The organism is Polynucleobacter sp. UK-Mo-2m-Kol15, assembly GCF_018881505.1.
In the GTDB taxonomy this organism is placed as follows: domain Bacteria; phylum Pseudomonadota; class Gammaproteobacteria; order Burkholderiales; family Burkholderiaceae; genus Polynucleobacter.
This window is the reverse complement of record NZ_JACVQC010000001.1, coordinates 1,795,266-1,814,818: the sequence shown is the minus strand read 5'-3', so window position 1 is coordinate 1,814,818 and position 19,553 is coordinate 1,795,266. Positions and strand designations below refer to the sequence as shown.

General features: G+C 45.4%; 19 protein-coding genes. 10 read left to right on the top strand and 9 right to left on the bottom strand.

All coding sequences use genetic code 11. From position 1 onward, the window contains the following. Window positions 1-4: 4 nt before the first annotated feature. The gene (locus ICN43_RS09385; protein WP_216199179.1) at window positions 5-625 is read left to right on the top strand and encodes an OmpW family protein; all 621 of its coding nucleotides are present in this window, start codon (window positions 5-7) and stop codon (window positions 623-625) included. Between the two features lie 65 nt (window positions 626-690). On the opposite strand, the gene ICN43_RS09380 is transcribed toward ICN43_RS09385, so the two are convergent. Further along, the gene (locus tag ICN43_RS09380) at window positions 691-1,287 is read right to left on the bottom strand and encodes an AAA family ATPase (protein WP_216199177.1); all 597 of its coding nucleotides are present in this window, start codon (window positions 1,285-1,287) and stop codon (window positions 691-693) included. 101 nt (window positions 1,288-1,388) lie between these two features. Here ICN43_RS09380 and ICN43_RS09375 point away from each other — a divergent pair, with 101 nt between their 5' ends. After that, window positions 1,389-3,308 carry an ATP-binding cassette domain-containing protein gene (locus ICN43_RS09375; protein ID WP_216199174.1) on the top strand — a complete coding sequence of 640 codons (1,920 nt, stop codon included), beginning with the start codon at window positions 1,389-1,391 and terminating at the stop codon, window positions 3,306-3,308. Here the strand turns inward: ICN43_RS09375 and ICN43_RS09370 are convergent. From ICN43_RS09370 to ICN43_RS09350, 5 genes are all read right to left on the bottom strand, one after another. Then, a complete protein-coding gene (locus ICN43_RS09370; protein ID WP_216199171.1) occupies window positions 3,305-3,976 on the bottom strand; it encodes an alpha/beta hydrolase in 672 nt (223 codons plus the stop codon). The genes ICN43_RS09375 and ICN43_RS09370 overlap by 4 nt on opposite strands. A 7-nt stretch (window positions 3,977-3,983) precedes the next feature. Further along, window positions 3,984-4,301, bottom strand: coding sequence for a chaperone modulator CbpM (locus ICN43_RS09365; protein WP_216199169.1), 318 nt, complete (start codon window positions 4,299-4,301; stop codon window positions 3,984-3,986). A gap of 5 nt (window positions 4,302-4,306) precedes the next feature. After that, a complete protein-coding gene (locus ICN43_RS09360) occupies window positions 4,307-5,287 on the bottom strand; it encodes a DnaJ C-terminal domain-containing protein (RefSeq protein ID WP_216199166.1) in 981 nt (326 codons plus the stop codon). Window positions 5,288-5,419: 132 nt separating this feature from the next. Next, window positions 5,420-6,967 (bottom strand): UxaA family hydrolase, encoded by a 1,548-nt coding sequence (locus ICN43_RS09355; protein ID WP_216199163.1) that lies wholly within the window; start codon window positions 6,965-6,967, stop codon window positions 5,420-5,422. A 31-nt stretch (window positions 6,968-6,998) separates the two neighbouring features. Next, window positions 6,999-7,937, bottom strand: coding sequence for a 3-hydroxyacyl-CoA dehydrogenase NAD-binding domain-containing protein (locus tag ICN43_RS09350; protein WP_216199160.1), 939 nt, complete (start codon window positions 7,935-7,937; stop codon window positions 6,999-7,001). A gap of 141 nt (window positions 7,938-8,078) precedes the next feature. Here ICN43_RS09350 and ICN43_RS09345 point away from each other — a divergent pair, with 141 nt between their 5' ends. From ICN43_RS09345 to ICN43_RS09330, 4 genes are read left to right on the top strand one after another with little or no spacing between them, the layout of a single operon-like run. Then, on the top strand, window positions 8,079-9,011 hold the full coding sequence (locus ICN43_RS09345) for an SMP-30/gluconolactonase/LRE family protein (protein WP_255533483.1): 933 nt from the start codon (window positions 8,079-8,081) through the stop codon (window positions 9,009-9,011). A gap of 13 nt (window positions 9,012-9,024) precedes the next feature. After that, complete coding sequence (locus ICN43_RS09340; RefSeq protein ID WP_216199157.1) at window positions 9,025-9,747, top strand: GntR family transcriptional regulator; 723 nt, start codon at window positions 9,025-9,027, stop codon at window positions 9,745-9,747. A 15-nt stretch (window positions 9,748-9,762) separates the two neighbouring features. Then, window positions 9,763-10,812: an Ldh family oxidoreductase gene (locus ICN43_RS09335; RefSeq protein WP_216199155.1), complete on the top strand. Its 1,050-nt coding sequence runs from the start codon at window positions 9,763-9,765 to the stop codon at window positions 10,810-10,812. Between the two features lie 20 nt (window positions 10,813-10,832). Next, complete coding sequence (locus ICN43_RS09330; protein WP_216199152.1) at window positions 10,833-11,804, top strand: tripartite tricarboxylate transporter substrate binding protein; 972 nt, start codon at window positions 10,833-10,835, stop codon at window positions 11,802-11,804. Between the two features lie 52 nt (window positions 11,805-11,856). On the opposite strand, the gene ICN43_RS09325 is transcribed toward ICN43_RS09330, so the two are convergent. After that, entirely contained in the window at window positions 11,857-12,561 is a 705-nt protein-coding gene (locus tag ICN43_RS09325; protein ID WP_216199147.1) for a pirin family protein, read from the bottom strand. A 125-nt stretch (window positions 12,562-12,686) separates the two neighbouring features. On the opposite strand from ICN43_RS09325, the gene ICN43_RS09320 reads away from it, so the two are divergent. Further along, on the top strand, window positions 12,687-14,042 hold the full coding sequence (locus tag ICN43_RS09320) for a DUF3422 domain-containing protein (RefSeq protein ID WP_216199145.1): 1,356 nt from the start codon (window positions 12,687-12,689) through the stop codon (window positions 14,040-14,042). A 50-nt stretch (window positions 14,043-14,092) separates the two neighbouring features. Here the strand turns inward: ICN43_RS09320 and ICN43_RS09315 are convergent, their stop codons facing one another. Continuing rightward, a complete protein-coding gene (locus ICN43_RS09315; protein WP_216199142.1) occupies window positions 14,093-15,370 on the bottom strand; it encodes an NAD(P)/FAD-dependent oxidoreductase in 1,278 nt (425 codons plus the stop codon). A gap of 9 nt (window positions 15,371-15,379) precedes the next feature. Continuing rightward, window positions 15,380-15,709 (bottom strand): c-type cytochrome, encoded by a 330-nt coding sequence (locus tag ICN43_RS09310; RefSeq protein ID WP_216199139.1) that lies wholly within the window; start codon window positions 15,707-15,709, stop codon window positions 15,380-15,382. Between the two features lie 182 nt (window positions 15,710-15,891). Here ICN43_RS09310 and ICN43_RS09305 point away from each other — a divergent pair, with 182 nt between their 5' ends. From ICN43_RS09305 to ICN43_RS09295, 3 genes are read left to right on the top strand one after another with little or no spacing between them, the layout of a single operon-like run. Beyond that, complete coding sequence (locus ICN43_RS09305; RefSeq protein ID WP_216199136.1) at window positions 15,892-17,613, top strand: glycosyltransferase family 39 protein; 1,722 nt, start codon at window positions 15,892-15,894, stop codon at window positions 17,611-17,613. Further along, entirely contained in the window at window positions 17,610-18,857 is a 1,248-nt protein-coding gene (locus ICN43_RS09300) for an exo-alpha-sialidase (RefSeq protein ID WP_216200049.1), read from the top strand. Before ICN43_RS09305 ends, ICN43_RS09300 begins: the two co-directional genes overlap by 4 nt. After that, the gene (locus ICN43_RS09295) at window positions 18,854-19,477 is read left to right on the top strand and encodes a hypothetical protein (RefSeq protein ID WP_255533481.1); all 624 of its coding nucleotides are present in this window, start codon (window positions 18,854-18,856) and stop codon (window positions 19,475-19,477) included. The genes ICN43_RS09300 and ICN43_RS09295 overlap by 4 nt, the downstream gene beginning before the upstream one ends. Window positions 19,478-19,553: the final 76 nt, after the last annotated feature.

The window sequence follows — 19,553 nt, the reverse complement described above, 5'->3', positions numbered from 1 at the left end:
CATCATGCGCATTAAAACTTTCCTAGCTGCCACTGCAGTACTAGCTTCATTAACTCCAATCACTGCTCAAGCCCAATCTTCTAGCGAGAACCCGTGGATGATACGTGTACGCGCGGTTGACTTGCTTTGGCAAAATGGTCAAACCAGTGCCGTCCAAGCGCTTGACGTTAAAGCCAAGGATCAAATGATTCCTGAGTTTGACGTTTCCTATTTCTTTACAAAGAATATTGCAGCTGAGTTGGTATTAACCTATCCACAATCCATTCAGATTGACGCCGGTGGGAATAAATTGGGCACTATTAAAGCGCTGCCACCGTCACTCCTTTTACAATGCCACTTTACAGATTTTGGCGCATTCAAGCCTTATGTTGGCGCTGGTGTGAATTACACAATCTTTAGTAGTCGCAATAATCTCGGCGGTGGAGCATATTCTGTTGATAATTCAAGCCTTGGTGCGGTAGGTCAAATTGGTATGGATTACATGTTTGATAAAAACTGGGGTCTAAACCTTGACTTAAAGTATGCAACTATGAGTACAAATGTAACTACTGCTGCTGGTGCGAATGCAGGTAAATTGACATTAAATCCATGGATGCCAGCCGTTGGTATTACATACAAGTTCTAAACACACTTCGAAGTTAAAGCATTTTGGTGCTTGGAGTGGAGGTCCTGCATGCAGGACCTTTTTTCTTAATTGATTAAGTGATCGATGAGGTGCTCAAACTTCACCTCATCAAAATGTAGATTATCGAAACGCTGTATTGCAATATGTTCCGGAGGATTCACTCTACGTTTTATATACTCATCCCAGTGTTTGAGTTTGTACTCATCTCGGGGGTCTGCACGATTCTCAATACGATTTTTTGCTTCTCTTTCATCGAGATCTATCCAAGCGATTCTGATACTGGAGGTATTTGGTATGCCTAGATCTTCTGGATTAAATATTCGGCCACTTTGTATCTCGGTAGAGAATGGCCCTACCAGGATGACATTGACACCCAGCTGAAGATTTTCTTTGACAATGGCAATTAATCCTGCATATTCCCAATCCCTGAGGTTCTGAAGATAGAAGGGGCTATCCCGATCATTGGGATTATTGGTGGTGACCTCCATGACGTGGGCGCTATAGGCACCATACACCGTATCTTTATCTAAAAAGAAATAATCTTCCCCAGTCTTTTCAATAATGAGGGGCAAAGCCTTTTTGGCTAAAGAAGTTTTACCAGTACCGGCATGGCCGGCAAAGAGGATCAGTCGTGGAGCACTAGGGCTGAGCTTGCAGGTCATTTGTCCCTTGAATTGGCGGTCTTACTCAAGCAAATTCTACTTCTCAATCCCATGTTTATTGGAAATATCACCACTTTGGGTGAAGTGACGATAATGACGCCATGGCTTTAATCGTACTTACTGATGCAAAACTGGCTTTTGGCCATGTTGACCTCCTTGCAAATACTGCTTTCTCATTGGAATCTGGGGAGCGGGTTGGCTTAATTGGCCGAAATGGCACAGGTAAATCTTCTTTATTGAAGATTTTGGCTGGCATAGAAAAAATGGATGATGGTTTGCTGCAATACCAGCAAGGCCTTCGGATTGCCTATGTTCCTCAAGAGCCCATCTTTGAAGCTGAAGAGACCGTGTTTGATGCTGTATCCAAAGGTGTTGCTCAGGCTAAGGCTCTACGTGAAGAATATGAGGCTCTCAGTATTGGGGAATGGGATGATGCCGCTCATCATCGCTTAGATGAAGTGCAATCCCAATTAGAGGCTTTAAGTGGCTGGAATTGGGAGCAGCGTGTTTATGAGACTTTGGATCGCCTTCATCTAGAGGCTGATGTCAAAATTAATACTTTATCGGGTGGAACTAAGAAGCGGGTGGCTTTAGCACGTGCTCTAGTAGAGATGCCGGATGTATTGTTATTGGACGAGCCTACCAATCACTTAGATTTAGATTCGATTTCTTGGTTAGAGGATTTGCTCAAAGAGTACAAAGGCTCTGTCATTCTGATTACCCATGATCGTGCATTCCTAGACAATGTTTGCACTCAGATTGTTGAGCTTGATCGAGGTATCTTGCGGACATACCCAGGTAATTTCTCGGCATATGAAGTATTAAAAGATCAAGAAATGAATTCTGAGTCTCTAGCTAATGCGCGGGCTGATAAATTGCTTGCCCAAGAAGAGGTTTGGATTCGTAAAGGAGTGGAGGCCAGACGCACTCGCAGCGTTGCCCGTATAGCTCGTCTCGAGGCGCTTCGTACAACGCGCTCACAAAGACGTGATGCAGTTGGACAGGTCAAGCTGGCAGTTTCAGCGGGGGATAGAAGCGGCAAGATTGTTGCTGATCTTCAGAATGTATCTAAATCTTACGATCGCCCAATTGTGAAGGATTTCACAGCAACGATTTTGCGTGGTGATAAGGTAGGACTGCTTGGCCCTAACGGCGCAGGCAAAACTACGCTGCTTAAATTAATCCTCGGAACGATTGCGCCAGATTCAGGTACTGCAACGATGGGGACACGTATTGAGGTGGCCTATTTTGACCAGATGCGCGAAGGCCTTGATCTGAATGCTTCACTCGAGGACTACATCAGTCCAGGTAGCGAGTGGATTGAAATTAATGGCAATAAGAAGCATGTGAAGAGTTATCTGAGTGATTTCTTGTTTGCACCAGAGCGCACTAATTCACCGGTAAGTACTTTATCCGGTGGGGAGCGTAACCGCTTATTATTAGCGCGTCTTTTTGCGCGTCCTGCAAACGTCTTGGTTCTTGACGAACCTACCAATGACTTGGATATCGATACCCTAGATTTGCTCGAGCAGTTGCTGCAGGACTATAAAGGCACTGTGTTCCTGGTTAGCCATGATCGCTACTTCTTAGATAACGTCGTTACCAGCATTATTGCAAATGAAGGCGACGGGTTTTGGCGTGAGTATGAAGGTGGCTACGAAGATTGGAAGATTCAGAAGGCTCGTTCAGACAAGATTCGCGCGGCCAATAGCGGTGTTAAGTCTGTTGAAAAACCAGAAGCAAAGCCAGAGGCAAAAGTTGAATCAAAACCCACTCCTGTAAAGAATGGTGTGAATAAGCTCAACAGTAAAGAGCGTCAAGAGTTAGAGGCCTTGCCATTGCAGATTGAAACTCTCGAGATAGAGCAGGCGGATATTGGGATTGCGATGAGCAATCCAGATCTTTACAAGAATGAGCCTGAATTAGCCGCTAGCATGCAAGCCCGTCTGTCAGAAATCACTGCTGATCTCGATATTAAATTACAGCGCTGGGAACTGCTCTTAAGTCGTTCAGAATCTTAGGGTTTGCTAAGCACCATCGTTAAAAACCTAGAAATATCTACCAGCTCATCTGGATGAAGAGAGTGTTCCATTGGGTAGGTGTTCCAGTCTACCGAGTAGCCTAATTTTTCCAGAGTATCTAGTGAGGCTTCTGCGCGCTCTGGAATTACGACAGCATCCCAAATGCCATGAGCCATAAAAATAGGTGTCTTTTTATTGGCGTCACTTCTTTCGAGTGACAATGATGTTGCTAGGGGCAGGTAGCCTGACAGTGCCATGATGCCTGCAAGCGCATGTGGATAGCGTAAGCCGACCTGTAAAGACATAGCGCAGCCCTGTGAGAAGCCAGCCAAAACAATATTCTCGTAGGCAACACCACGGTTTTTTTCTCGCTCGATTAATTCGGAGATCGCAACTGCTGATCGGTGAATGCCGGTAACATCTTCACGGTCTGTGAGATCTCTCCCAGTAATGTCGTACCAAGCTGGCATAACATAGCCACCATTGATCGTGACAGCCATGGAGGGTGCGCTTGGGAAGACAAATCGAATGGCGGGGCATTCGGAGAGATGGAGTTGTGGAATGATGGGTACAAAGTCATTGCCATCAGCTCCTAGTCCGTGCAACCAAATTACAGAAGCGCTTGGATTGGGTGCGTTTTCAATTTCAATGCAAGGTAATGTAGTCATTTATGTTTCATCCTAGATTCTGACGAAGTAGCTGATTTCGCAGGCGGTTAATTTCGTCTAGAAGATCTAGTGCTAGGGCAACGCCAGGAGTATTAAGCTCCAGATCGTGGCTCAGATGAGCAGCGGTCTTTGCGCGTTTTAGGGATTCTCCGCTAAAGCGCCAGTCTTCGGGACTAGAACCGGCAGGGCTCAGAATACCCTCTGATACCCAGGCCATGATGAGATCTTCTGGTGCACGTGTGGCTTGTGAGATTTCCACAATGCTCATGTGCACCTCTTCCTCAACAACACTTCCTTCAATCCAGGTGATTTGTGTTTGGGTCATATTCATCATCCCTTCAAGTGAGTTCTGGGCTTGAAATCAAATGCCTTCTCAAGTGATTGATAGGCTTCTTTTTGTGCGTCTGTTTCAGCGCTGGGTAAAACAATATTCGGAACCACATATAGATCACCAGCTTCTTTGCTAGGAATTCCCCTTTCCTTCAGTCGCATCTTGCGGCCAGTTGCCGTGCCCGCTGGAATCTTTAATTCCAATGTGGAGCCTGCAGGGGTCGGGATATTCACGGTTGTTCCAAGCGCAGCCTCCCATGGTGCCAATGGCAAATCAAGATAGACATCTTTGCCATCTACACGGTAAATAGGGTTTGGATGGAAATCTATTTCGAGGTACAGATCGCCTGCGCCACCAGAACCCATGCCTGGCCCACCTTGGCCTGCGAGGCGTAAATTTTGTCCAGCCTTTATACCCTTCGGAATGCTGACATCCAGTTTGCGCTCTTGCGTACTGACGTGTCCATTAGCATCTTGCGTTGGCATATGAAGAGCAATAGTACGTTTTGCGCCGTTGTAAGCATCGGCAAGGTCAATTAATATTTTGGCGTGATGATCTTGCCCCTTAAAGTTCATGCCCTGACCGGGGTTGCCGCCACGACCTCCTTGACGATGTCGACCTCTACCAAAAAGAGATTCAAAGAATTCGCTTTGATCACCCTCGTAGCCACCACCAAATCCGCTATTGCCACCACCAAAGTTGCCATCGGAGTATTCAAACCCTTCATTCCAATTGGGCGGAGGAGTGAAGTCTTGGCCATTTTTCCAATTGGCGCCCATGCGATCGTAGGCGGCACGCTTTTCAGTATCTTTTAGAACTGAGTAAGCTTCGCCAACTGCCTTAAATTGCTCTTCAGCCCCAGCTTCTTTATTGACATCTGGGTGATATTTACGGGCCAGCTTGCGGTAGGCCGCCTTAATTTCTGCTTCGGTAGCTCCGCGCGCTACACCAAGTGTTTCGTAGTAGTCCCTGAATTTCATAATTCCAATGAAGTCCTGATTAAATCAATAAGCTTAATTCTACAGTCCTCTAGCTTGATTTCTGGCTTCTTTTGTTCAAAGAAAAAGCGGGCTAGAAGCCCGCTTGGTATTGCACTAGGTCTGAGGCTGTTATTAGCTCATTACACCAATTTGCCAAGGTACGAATTCATAATCGCCGAGGCCCAATAATTCGCTTTTGGAGGGTTCGCCTGAAGCGGTCCTGAGAAAGAGTTCAAAAATACGCTGCCCCATCTCTTGAACTGAAACCGTACCATCTAAGATCTCGCCGCAATTAATGTCCATATCTTCGGTCAGACGCTGATACATCGGTGTATTGGTTGCAAGTTTGATACAAGGCGCTGGTTTTGATCCAAACATGGAGCCACGCCCGGTGGTAAACGCGATGAGGTTTGCGCCCCCAGCAATTTGTCCTGTTGCTGAGACTGGGTCAAAACCAGGTGTATCCATAAAGACAAAACCTTTTGCCGTTACTGGCTCTGCATATCGATACACTTCCATGAGCGGTCCAGTTCCACCTTTCATTGAGGAGCCGAGTGACTTTTCAAAAATATTGGCTAGGCCGCCAACTTGGTTTCCAGGACTGACTTGGCCATTGATTTGGACATCACGTCCAACGGAGTATTCATCTTTCCACCAACGAATGCGTTTAATGAGCTTTTCACCTATTTCTTTATTAGCAGCTCTACGGGTAAGAGTGTGCTCAACCCCATAAATTTCTGGGGTTTCTGAAAGAATGCCAGTGCCACCATGACGCGACAGAATATCAATTGCAGCACCTAAGGCTGGGTTGGCTGTAATTGATGAGAAGCCATCTGAACCGCCGCATTGCAAACCAACGCAGAGGTGACTTGCGGAGACGGTCTGACGCTTCACCTTATTTGCTTCAGGAAGAAGTGCTTTTACAGCTTCAATGCCAGCCTCGATAGTTTTGCGAGTACCACCAGTTTCCTGCATGATGAAAGTGTGCAATGTGGAGTTCTCTTGTAGAGCTTCTTGCTCCATTAACCCCTTCAGTTGATTACGTTCACAACCCAAACCAATAATTAGGGCTGCAGCAAGGTTGGGGTGCTGCGCATAGCCCGCCATAGTTCGGCGAAGTAGTTGCATGGGTTCGCCACTCATTTCCATACCACAACCAATTCCATGGCTAAAAGCAACCACGCCATCAATATTTGGAAAATCTTTCAGCCGCTCGGGTGTGAACCAATCTGCAATTTTATTGACTACCGTTGCAGAGCAATTGACGGTTGAGAGGATGCCGATGAAATTGCGTGTTCCTACTTTGCCGTTGGCTCTCACGTAACCTTCAAACGTAGCACGCTCCGATTCAGGGAGGAGGGTGGTGGGCTTATATTCACTTGCATAAGCGTAGTCACGATCGAATTCACGAAATTCGGTATTGTGGCTGTGGACCATGGTACCCGGCTCAATATCCGTGTTGGCAAAACCTACAGTGACGTTGTACTTAAGAATAGGCTCACCCTTAAGAATTTTCTTGGCTGCAATTTTGTAACCTGCAGGAACTTGGCTGCGACTTGTGAAATGTTCACTTGGAACTTCCTCCCCAATCGCAACATCGATGCGAGCAACAACAATGTTGTCATTTGGGTGAAGGCGAATAATTGCGCCAGCTAATTTTTTTTCAGATGTTTCAATCATGCGATGCTTTCAGTAAATAGGTTTCTATTGGTCATTCCATGTTTAGAACGTCAAAGGCTGCCTTTAACCTCTTTGAGTAGGAGTTTGAGGTCTGCTGAATTTCCTCGGGAGTCCACTTTCGGAAGCCTTCGCCAGCTTTCATACCCGTTTTTCCTTCGCTCATCAGTTGTACCACTTTTGGTGGGAGACTGGTGATATTGGAGAGGGAGGGGTAGATTTCCTTTGCGGCATTTGCCATCCCATCCCATCCAGAGATTTCTTTTTGAGTCATGGGACCCACAGCTGCATATCGAAATCCGAAGCTATATCGAACAGCATCATCTATGTCCTCCGGGCTTGCTATTCCCTCCTGAACAAGCGAAAGGGCCTCTCTCATCAATGCATGCTGAATGCGATTTGCTAAAAATCCAGGTATATCTTTTTTAACTAGTACTGGTTTCTTATCAATATTCTTATATAGCTGACATACCTTTTCAGCAAAGGCGACATCAGTTTTTTCACCCATCACAATCTCTACCAGTGGAACAACATCTGCTGGCATAAAGTAATGAGCCCCCATCATTCGGTTGGCAGTTTTTAGGTCAGCAGCAATTTTGGTTATCGGAAACCCAGAGCTATTGCTTCCAATGGGAATGTGATTCGGGACGCGTTCATCAAGGTAGGCAAAAATTTCCTGTTTTAACTCTAGATTTTCTGCAATCGTTTCGATTACCCAGGAGCATTGATTCCAAAGCTGCCATGCTTCCATTGTGTCGACGACTTGATTGGACTCGATATCAGCTTCGCTGAGGGAGGCATTTGCCCCATGCAAGCCAATCTTGACTGCGAGTTGGATAGCTTTCTTTAAACAAGCTTTGGACTTCTCTGTACTTCTGCCCAATATGGCAACGGGAATGCTGTGAGAGATAAATCCAGCAGCAATGCCTGCGGCCATTGTTCCAGTGCCGATAACGGCGACATATTGACTCATATTTTTAGCTTATGCGGTTAAGTTAATGAAATGTGAAAATTTATAAATCCCTTATTGACAGTAGATTATCATTAATTATGTTTTAATGGTTTATTGTTTTATTTAACTTATCCGTATAACTATAAACAGGAGCAATTAATTATGACCATGCACAACCCATTTCAGCCTGTAGAAAAAATTAAGGCAGAAGTCTTTATGTCAATGCCTGCCAAATTTCGCAAAAAATCACGCACTGGTTGGTCTGACCCGAATCGTCAAAACGCAGAAGTGGAATGTTTTTTAGAGGGCCCTTCTTTTGATCGTGAGGGAAACCTCTGGTTTGTAGATATTCCTTTTGGCCGAATTTTTAGAATTACCCCAAAAGGGGATTGGGATCTGGTCACGCAATATGATGGCTGGCCTAATGGTTTGAAGTTCCATAAAGACGGACGCGCATTTATTTGTGACTACAAGATGGGCCTCTTGTCCCTTGATACGAAGACTGGAAAGATTGAAACAGTCCTGGGTTCCATGTACAGCGAGAACTTCAAAGGTTTGAATGATCTACATTTTGCATCCAATGGCGATTTGTACTTCACCGACCAAGGTCAAACAGGAATTGCAGATCCATCGGGCCGAGTATTTCGATTGCGTGAAAATGGTCAGCTAGACCGTTTAGTGCTTAATATCCCAAGCCCAAATGGAATCACTTTAAATACTCAAGAGAAGCACGTCTTTGTTGCTGCTACAAGATCCCAGCAAATTTGGAGATTGCCGTTAATGGCGGATGGCTCTGTTTCTAAAACTGGCGTAGCAATTCAGTTAACCGGTGGTGTTGCAGGTCCAGATGGTATCGAGATGGATTCTGAAAACGGTCTATTGGTTTGCCATTTGGGTATTGGCATCTGGAGATTTGACAATAATATGTTGCCAACGCATTTAATTTATTCCGATAACCCACACCATCATCATTTGGCAAATATGTGTTTCGGAGGTCCGGATGGGCGCGATTTGTACATTACTGAATCTCTCTCCGGCGATATCCTGAAGGCACGCTTGCCAGTTGCTGGTAAAAAAATGTTTGGCCTTTCTTAAGTTGAAAGAGTCCTTGCCGCTATATAAAACCCTAGCGAATGCGCTGGCTCAGCGCATTCGTGACGGCGATTGGTTGGTAGGCTCTTGCCTGCCTTCAGAGGCGGCACTTTGTAAAAGTTTTAAGGCAAGTCGGCATACTTTGAGGCATGCCCTTCAAACTCTCGAGTCAGATGGCTTGGTTTTACGTCGTCAGGGCGCGCCAACTCAGGTCATCTCACGACAGAAAGTCAGAAGATTTACTCAAAGCTTTAACTCGCCTATTGATATCCTTAGTTATCCAAGAAATACCTATCGCGAAAATGTTGTCGAAGAATTTATTGAGTTAGATCACTCTCTTAGTGAGATGATTGGCGGAGCAATCGGCTCCTCCTGGTATCACATTGGAGGTATTCGTAAGCAGCAAGATACCGAGAAAGTGATCGCTTGGACAGATATTTACATCCTCCCTCAATTTGCATCCTTAACATCTGATCCAGAGCATAGTCAGATTATGGTGTTTGAGCAGATTGAGAAAAAATATGGCACTCGAATTGATCGAGCTGAGGTTGATGTTTATGCAGCTGGCGCCCCTCTCAATACCGCTAAAAATATTCAATTGAAATCAGGTGATCCATGCTTGGTCATTGTGCGTCGCTACTTTGATGATCAAGACAAACTTTTCGAAGTCACATTTACTTATCACCCCGAAAATAATTACATTTATAAGATGGAGTTTAAGAGTGGTTCGGGTCATTAATTTATAGGAATAGAAATGAAATATTTATCCATAGTTAAGGCAGAAGAATTTATTGCTAATGCATTGAAGGCTAATAAAGTGCCTGCTGCAGATGCTTTAGTGATTGCGCAATTAATGGTGAAGTCAGATCTTGTTGGTGCTGATGGCCATGGCCTTTTTAGGCTGCCTGCCTACATCAAAAGAATTCAGGCTGGCGGCGTCAATCTCAATCCTAATATTCATATTGAGCGTGAGCAAGGTGCAACCGCTTTGATTAATGGTGACAATGCCTTAGGTCATTTAGTAATGAATAGGGCGGTAGAGCTTGCAATAGAGAAAGTGAAGAAGCATAGTGTTTGCTGGGTAGGAAGTCATTACGGCAATCATTCTGGTGCCGCATCTGTTTATGTTCGCAAGCTTGCTGAGCAAGGATATATTGGTATTTATATGGCGGTTGGGAACGCCAATCATATGGCTCCTTGGGGTGGTATTGACTTGCTTCTATCAACGAATCCAATAGCCATTGCCGTCCCTTCGGGCGATGCCCCAATAGTGTTGTTGGATATTGCAACTACGGTGGCTGCCTATGGCAAGGTGAAGCTTGCCGCCCAAAAAGGCGAACTGATGCCTGATACATGGATGATTGATCGTAGCGGTAAGCCAATTACAGATCCTCAAAAATCCAGCGAAGGATCTCTGCTGCCAATTGGGGGTTATAAGGGGTATGGCCTTGCAGTCATGATTGGCCTGCTTGCTGGGGCTTTAAATAATGCAGCAGTTGGCAAGAGTACAGTTGACTTCAATGCAAGCCATGATTTAATTACAAATACTGGGCAGACTATTATTGCGGTTGATCCAAGTGCTTTTGGAGATCGGGATCAATTTATTGCCAGAGTGGTTGAGTTAGTCAATGACCTTAAAGGTTCGTCCCGATTGCCTGGTGTAAATCAAATTCGTGTACCAGGAGATGGCGCTGCCAAGGTAATGTCTGAAAGATTGCAGCATGGAATACCGATTTCAACAGAGTTGCAGGAAGCGCTGAATAAATGCGCGCAGGAAAGTGGAATTGCAATATTGGATTTATAAAAAATACCGGAGGAGACAAAATGATTAAAAAATCAATAAAAAAAATAGTTGTAGGTTCTTTACTACTGCCCTTGGTTCTAGGTTCTGCTTTTGCGGCCTACCCAGATAAACCAATTAAGATGTTGGTTGGATATGCGCCAGGAAGCTCAACTGATATTGTTGGCAGGATGGTCGCAAATGAACTCAGTATTGCCTTAAAGCAACCAGTGGTTGTGGAGAATAGAGGCGGTGCTGCTGGTAGTCTGGCTGCTGATGCAGTAGCCAAAAGCGCCCCAGATGGCTACACCATTCTGTTTGCACAAAATGGCCTAGCAATTAATGTGGCTGCAAATCCAAGATTGCCATTCAATGGACAGAAGGATTTACTTCCAGTTGTTGGGGTGGCCGCTACTCCACATATTTTGATTGTGAATACCAAGTCGAAGGCTAAAAATGTTGCCGATTTGATTGCCATGATCAAGGCTGAGCCTGGAAAAATGAGCTTTGGCTCTTCTGGGATTGGGAATTCTGATCACATGGCTGGAGAATTATTCTTGGCAACTACCGGCACTCAAGCCATTCACATTCCTTATAAGGGCGGCTCCCCAGCTGCGACAGACTTGGTGGGTGGTCAGATTGATTTTTACTTTGCAGGTATGCCGGTTGGGCTTCCGCTGTATAAGGGTGAAAAAGTAAATGCACTTGCTGTTACTAGTAAGAACCGTTTTAGTGGCGCTCCAGAATTAGCTACGATGCAAGAGGCTGGTGTAAGGGGTTATGAAATGGCTCTTTGGCAGGGAGTATTTGTTCCTGCTGGCACGCCACCTGCAATTATTGATACCTTAAACAGCGCGGTTTTAAAAATACTAGATACCCCGGAAATGAAAGAGCGATTTGTAAAAGCGGGCGTTCAGATTGCTCCTATGAATACTCAGCAATTTACGGATTTGTATAATTCTGACATTGCTAGATGGAAGGTGGTAATCGAGAAGGCAAAAATTAAGCTAGATTAAATTTTTCTAGATCCAAGCGCGGGGTGTCGACTGAGGTCAACACCCCATTTTTTTAAGCTTGAGAAAGATCAAAAACTAATACTTCACTGTCTTTGCCAGCGCTAATCAATAAGCTACTCTCATTTTCGATCAGTAGCGCATCTCCAGCCGACAGTAATATACCGTTGACATGAAGTTGGCCTTTCACTAAGTGCACGTAAGCTTTGCGTCTGGGATCAAGCGTCAAGGTCTGAGATTGTGGTCCATCAAATAGCCCTGCATAGACCTTCGCATCTGCATGAATTTTCACTGCATTACCAGCTCCATCCGTTGAGGCAATTAAGCAAAGCTGTCCTTGCTTGTCTATCGCTGGAATCGATTTTTGCTCGTAACTGGGGGGCACCTCACTGACGTTTGGCTCAATCCAAATCTGCAAGAAATGGGTGGTTTGATCTGGGGCATGATTGAATTCACTATGGGTGACTCCGCTCCCAGCGCTCATTCGTTGCACGTCTCCAGGGGGAATGCCTTTGATATTTCCCATGCTATCTTCATGCGCTAGTTCACCAGATAAAACATAGCTGATGATTTCCATATTGCGGTGACCGTGCTTCCCAAACCCCTTGCCTGCTGCCACCCGATCCTCATTTATTACTCGTAAATTGCCCCAGCCCATAAATTTCGGGTCATGATAGCCAGCAAAAGAGAAGGAGTGAAAGCTTTTAAGCCATCCATGGTCGGCGTACCCACGGTCTTGAGATTTTCGGAGCATTAGCATAATGAATGCCTTTTCTAGAAGGGGATAAGCACATTATCATTAGCTTTTGAGATATTTGCTGATTTGCCTTCCAAGAAGATCATGGTGGCGTATAGTTTATTCATGTTTATAAATACCTAACTCTTATGAAATCTTACGATCACCCTGCTCGACAACAGTTGCATGAAGAGGTACATGCTCGGCCACCAATTGCGCTTTGGCCAAATGAAAGAGTCTTATCGCAATCTTTTTTGCTTGATGCCCATTCACGTCAGACTCAGATTGAGTGGATTCAGAAGCTCAGCGCTGCATTGGGTGCTCCTAATGACCGTGAGCAAGATCGCTCCTTTAAGATGCTCACTTTAGCGCCTGAGCCGCGGAGGGTATTGATTAAGTGGGAGTTGCATGGTGAGTTTGCAACGATTGCTGCTATTACGCACAATCCCGTCAAAATTACGGGACCATTATTAGAATCTCGTCTTGCCATTGAAAAGAGTTTGGATGATTTGCTTCACAGCTTGGGTTGCCCAACTATTGTTGAAGCTGGTGGCGAAAGAATTTCTGCATTAGATCTTGCTTTCGAGCATCGCCCTCTATTCTCGGAGGCACAAGAGGTGTCCTCTATTTTTAATGGTAATACTGTGCTGGGAAGTTATATTCTTTCGAGTAAGGAGGCCCAGTTATGGACGGATTTACATTTAGATCAAGATGGCTATATCTCCTACTTTATTCCGCACGCTATTTTGGGTTCACGGCAAGCTGGTCGTGTAGCCCGAGCGATCGCTGAGGCTGAAACCTATCGTATGGCTGCTATGATTGCTTTCCCGGTAGCGAAGAGTCTTTCAATGCCCCTCAGAAATGCTGAGTCAGAGTTGGCGGATTTGTCTGAAAGTATTTCTCAGTTGCAAACGGAGCCGGGTGTTCATACCGAGAAAGATGGCCAGTTTTTAGGTGAACTTTCTCATTTGGCTTCAAGAGCAGAGCAGTGGATCTCTGGGTATGGATTACGCTTTACTGCCTCCGAGGCCTATAGCCAATTGCTGAGTAAAAACTTATACGAGCTAGCGGAGTCCCCGATTCCTGGCGTGCAATCTCTCTCAGAGTTTATGGATCGACGTTTTCAACCTGCTATGGGTACCTGCATTTGGACTCAACGTAGATTAAAAGAATTATCTGATCGTATCTCGCGAACAACCCAAACTCTCAGAACACGTATTGAGTTTGTAAATGAAGAGCAGACACAAAAATTACTGGCCAGTATGGATCAGCGAGCACGTCTGCAACTGCGCTTGCAAGAGACTGTGGAGAGTTTATCGGTCTTGGTGTTGACTTACTATGCCGTTAGTCTGCTTGCTTATGTCGCTAAGGGGGGTAAGGAAGCAGGCTTAGCTATTCATCCTGAAATTATTGCGGCGATTGCCGCCCCAGTTGTTGCGATTACTTTCTTATGGATCAGTAAACGTAGACGTAGGCGAATCATTGCAATGGGTAAATCCCTGTAGACATTAAAAAAGAGGCCAAAGCCTCTTTTTTAATTGTCAAACTACTGGCATTAACCCAAGCTATCAGCCCAAATATTGTGAGCCCAGCCCCAAGCATAAATACCTTCGAGTACTGTTGGAGCTGGAGATAATCCACCAGATCCTGGAACAGTTTTAAAAGTCTTCTCGGCAGCGTTGTACTGATGAACGCTAGCAACGTGCACTACTTCTCTGCTGTTGACAAAGCTATAGCAGGTGTTTGTCAGGACTGGTGCCGGATTGACTTCCCAGGCACTTAACTCTGCAACGATTGCTGCCGCTGCTACTTTGGCATGTTGGTTAGCCATATGGCCAGACTTGGGCATGAGTGGTGCAATCTGAATCGAGTCACCTAGTACATGGATGTCTTTTTGAGCAGTTGATTCAAAGTTCAGGTAATTCACATTGACCCAACGACCATTGGAGTTGGCTAAGCCAGATTTCACAGCAATTTCACCAGCGGCCATCTGGGGTAGCAAATTGAGCACGTCAGCCTTAACATCATCTTGCACTTCGAGTTTAACGATCTTGTTTTTAGCGTCGACCCCAACCACATTGTGCTTAGGTAGGTATTCAATCATTCCAGCATATTGCTCAGCCCATACTTTTTTGAATAATGCCCCTTTAGACACCACATCTTGGTTTGCATCTAAAACTAACACCTTACCTTTAGGGTTGTGTTGCTTGAGGTAGTTTGCTACTTGGCAGGCACGCTCATAAGGTCCAGGAGGGCAGCGATAAGGCGCCTCAGGAATGCTGATAACGTAAGTTCCACCTTGGCGCATTGCAGCCACTTGCTTATGTAGAGCTACTGTTTCTGCGCCAGCTTTCCAGGCTTGTAGGGTGATACCATCTTTATTGGCTTGGGCAAGACCTTCAATGGTATTCATATTCAAGCTAATGCCAGGAGAGACTACTGCTTTGTCATAGCGCAAGGTTTTGCCTGAAGCGAGCTTTACCGTCTTTTGAGTAGGATCAATACTGACTACGCTATCTTGAATCATTTTGATGCCATGGCGCTTGCTGAGAGTGTCGTATGGCGAGGTAATTTCTGCCATCGTACGTGAGCCGCCGATAACCAAATTAGACATTGGGCAAGAGATAAAAGAGGTGTTAGGCTCAATCAGAGTCACTCTGGCCGTGTTATTTGAGAACAGGCGCAAATATTTGGCAGCAGTAGCGCCACCATATCCACCGCCAATAACTAAGATTTCCGCTTTTTGTAAATTCGCTGCTTTAGTTTGACTCGAAAGGCCTGCAAGTAAACCCACTGCTGCAGCGCTTTGGCCTATAAAATGTCGACGATCCATGGCGCCCCCTTATTGTTTCTTGCCAAGTTGATTGGCAATAATGGTGAGTTGTTCATCTGTGTAGCCCTTAGCAAGTTGCGGCATGATGGTGCCCTCTAATGCTCCAGACTTATACGCTTTTAGTTTGGCAAGCATTTGTTCGCTAGTGAGGGTATTGATGAGTGGCATGCCGCCATCAACCACTCCTTTGCCATCCGTTCCATGACAGTTAGCGCAAGTTGCCGCTAAACCGCGTTTATAGAGTTGGTCAGCGGTTTGTGCGAGGCCAAGTCCGCTCCATTGGCTTAAGCCAATTAGGGCGCTGGCCGCTAAGAGGGGTTTTACATACTTCACTTGCATAGAGATTGTCTCCTTACATGCTGCTGTTCTTGGGATGATGCTGATGGGCTCTATCTTAATCAGTAGTGGGCTGGATTAGTGGTTTTACTTAGATTGTTTTTTAATAAGCTCAGAGCAAAAAACAAGGGTATTTATGCCGATGGTTTTTTAGGATTTAACTCTAAGACCTATAAACTAGCGATATGCAAGGCTCATTCACCTACCGAAATGCAATTTTCATCCTACTTCTAGGTGTTTTTACCTATTTGTACGGTTTAGATAGTCGCTTTGCACCAAAAAATGGGGACGAGTATCCGTATATGCATATCGTCCGGATGACTGCTGATGCTGGGGCTTGGTTACCACTGCAATCTGAGATGGATGGCATTAAAAATACTAAGCCTCCATTGGTATTTTGGGAGGGCATTGCCAGTACAGGGTGGGGTGCCGAGTGGACACTCCTCGCACTAAGGTGGCCCAGTGTTTTATATACCGGTTTAACCGCACTATTCTTATTCTTGGCGGTTGCCCGATTTAGCGGTAAAAAACAGACTGGCCTATTGGCTGCATTAGTTTGGCTTTCCTTTTTTGCGACCTATCGCTATGGCCGCCCATTCCTGACAGATCCTCCCACGGTATTTTGGTTGAGCTTGCCATTCTTCGCACTCCTTTACTGGGGCAGAGCTGCGTTTGAATCTAAGCTCCTCTTTCCAGTATTGGCGGGAGCCTCTTTTGGTATGGCCTTGTTGTCAAAGTCTTTTGCTTATATGGTTCCTGCCGCATTTGCTATAGGTTTGTTTTACTGGCGCTGGCGTGAGTGGAGCATTCCTAGGATTGTCTTGCAGGATTTGTACAAAGTACTTTTGATCGCTGTTCTAGCCTTAGGTACATTCGCGCTTTGGTTTGTACTCGACCCTTTTCCAGAGGCGGTTTGGAAAGAGTTTGTGCTCGGTGAGAATGCAGGTAAGTTTGAGGCGCGTAGCTCTAGCTACTTCTTAGATTTACTACGTGGTGGCGATAGTATTTGGATGTTGGCTTTAACGACCCTAGCCAACGCCGGATTGTTCATCTTCGTGTTAATTTCAGCTTTGATTTTGTGCTGGAGGGAGCGTCGCTTCCTCTCTTTGGAAGAGACTTTATTGCTGCTCTTGATATTGGCTTTTTTTATCGTATTTAGTCTGCCAAGCCAACGCTCAGGTCGATACTTACTTCCAGTGATGCCAGCATTTGCAGCTTTGATTGCAATGTATTGGGATCGACTCCCTTTGTGGGGATTTCGGATTGCATTGATATTGCAATTGGTATTGCTATCAACCCTTACTTGGGTTGGCAGCAACTTACAGTTATCTAATTTTTTAGGGCAGCCCGGTATTTGGAATTACTCCCCTTGGCATTGGGGTTTCATGGTGGCTGCAATCATCTTGGTGATGTTGGGTATATTTAATCGGGAGAGAAGTAAAGCAATTGCTTTAGCGGGCTGTTTTCTTTGTTATTGCGCGCTCACTACTAGCCTCTCACCTCTTGAGGGTAGCTTGGGCCGATATTCTCAAGTGACTATCCAAAGCGTTGCCGGGAAAGATGTGTGGGTGCCTTGCGACTATCGAGCCAAGGATGAGGAGTATCGACTCTTATTGCCTGGTGCAATATTGCACGGCTATTTGGCAAAGGATGCCAATCAAATTCAATTGCTGAGTAGTACTTACCCATTGGTGGCGATACAGTCACCAGTTGGCGAAGAGCCTACGCTATGCGAATCTTGCAAGATCGAAGGAAAGCGTATGGAGATGCGAGCCCGTCATTCAAATGCCGAGATTCAAGCGATACTGAGAGGCCATATTGGAGAGCACCTATTTGTGAATGAATATTTAATTTCTACGCCTACAACGATCGCGCTACCTTTGATGAGTAAGGATGCTTGTCGATGAGCCGTGTGATTGCCTTCTGTTTTTTATTACTCGCCTCAGTATTGGGCTATCTTCACATTGATAGCCGTCCATCATGGGCGCCTTTTGCAGGCGACTACCCAGTCAGCAGTGCAAATCCACTGGATGATTCGCTAGGGCCAGCCGAAGTTGCTAAGCCGATAAAGACACTTAAAGGTTCTACGTCAGCCAAAGTCGCTACACCAAGTGTGCGCACTGATTGGTTGCCTGATACTGGAGCCCCCTCAGTACATGCTGCCTCCCTCATTGCGCTTAAAGAGGGTGCTGTCAGAGCTTTTTGGTTTGCGGGTAGTCGGGAGGGTGCACCGGATGTCGTCATTAATACCTCTGTTTTTGATCCTCAGACATCTAGATGGAGCGCTCCGACTGTGGTGATGGATCGCGTCAGTGCAGAGAAAGGCTTGTCTCGTTATATTGCCAAATTGGGTAATCCCGTCCCAGCAAGAATGGCTGATGGTCGTATGCAGTTATTTTTTGTCACCGTTTCTATTGGGGGTTGGGCTGGTAGTTCCATTTCTTCAGTCATTTCAGATGATGAGGGTTTAACCTGGGGTCAGCCTCAACGTTTAATTAGTTCTCCATTGATTAATCTAAGCACTCTGGTGAAGTCGCCAGCCATTGCATTTGCAGATGGAAGGCTAGGTTTGCCGGCATATCATGAATGGATTGGCCGCTTTGGTGAGTTTCTGAGAGTTGATGTCGGCCGGGTAATTGATAAACGACGTATGAGTTCGGGTAGGGGTGCAATTCAACCTGTTGTTTTTACAGAAGACTCGCAAGAGGCGAGTGCTTTTTTTCGCCAAACTCGATCTAGCTCTCAGCCAAAGAAAATTCCCGTTAGTGAAACCAAGGATGCTGGCCAGTCTTGGGTGATGGCAAAAGATCTCGAGATCCCTAATCCAAACTCAGCTCTTGCCGCACTCACTTTAGCTAATGGCACAAGATTAATGGTGCTCAATAATATTGAAGTAGCGCGTTATCGCTTGGTGATAGTGATGCGTGAACCAAACTCTCTTCAGTGGCAAGTGATACAAGTACTCGAAGATGATGAATCTTTGACTGATGGTCGCCATCGAGAGTTTTCTTATCCGTATTTAGTTTCTGCTAATGGTGAAGATGCTCATCTTGTCTACACATGGGATAGAAAAAAGATTAAGCATATTTATTTTTCAGCCGCCTGGTTCAAACATGCCATCAGTGGTCTTAAAGAAAAGGAGGTGCAATGATGACCCCATACCTACAAATCATTGCATTGCTTGAAATGTCGCTGACATGCTCCATAGTGCTCATGATGCTCTTGCAAAAAATATCCTCAATAGAGATCCCATTTGCAATTCGTTTGCTGATAGTTTTGCTGCTGTTAAATCTATTCTTCTGGCCACTAGGGATGTCGCTTGAGTTACCTTTGTCTGCCTATGTGCGCGGTGTTACTGGCGAACTCAGTATTGTGACCATGCTTTTGCTGTGGAGCTCCATTCTTCCTGCTGCCAAAAAGACGCCAATGGGATTTAAGGTGCCATTAGCTTTGATTGCAATTGTGTTTTACCCCTTGGCGCTTGGATTTGGAATGATGGACCCTTATGCATGGGGGTATAACTCCATTACCTTCTTGATTGCAATCATTCTCTTTGCACTTGCCTGTGGTCTTGCTGGGTGGATTAAGGGAGTCTGGATTATTTCTTTTGCGATCATGGCTTGGGCAGCCCATTGGCATGAATCAGCAAATCTTTGGGACTATCTCTTAGACCCCTTCTTGGCTATCTGGGCTGTATTAGCCATCCCAAATGCTATTTATCTTAAGCGCCGCGAGAAAGCGCAATCTGGCTATCTCTTTAGGGCGGGTTAACTCAGGTTTGGGACGGGGGTTTATTTAAGGATGCATTGACCCTCTAGCTGAGCAGTAAATCTTTGGATAACAAAAA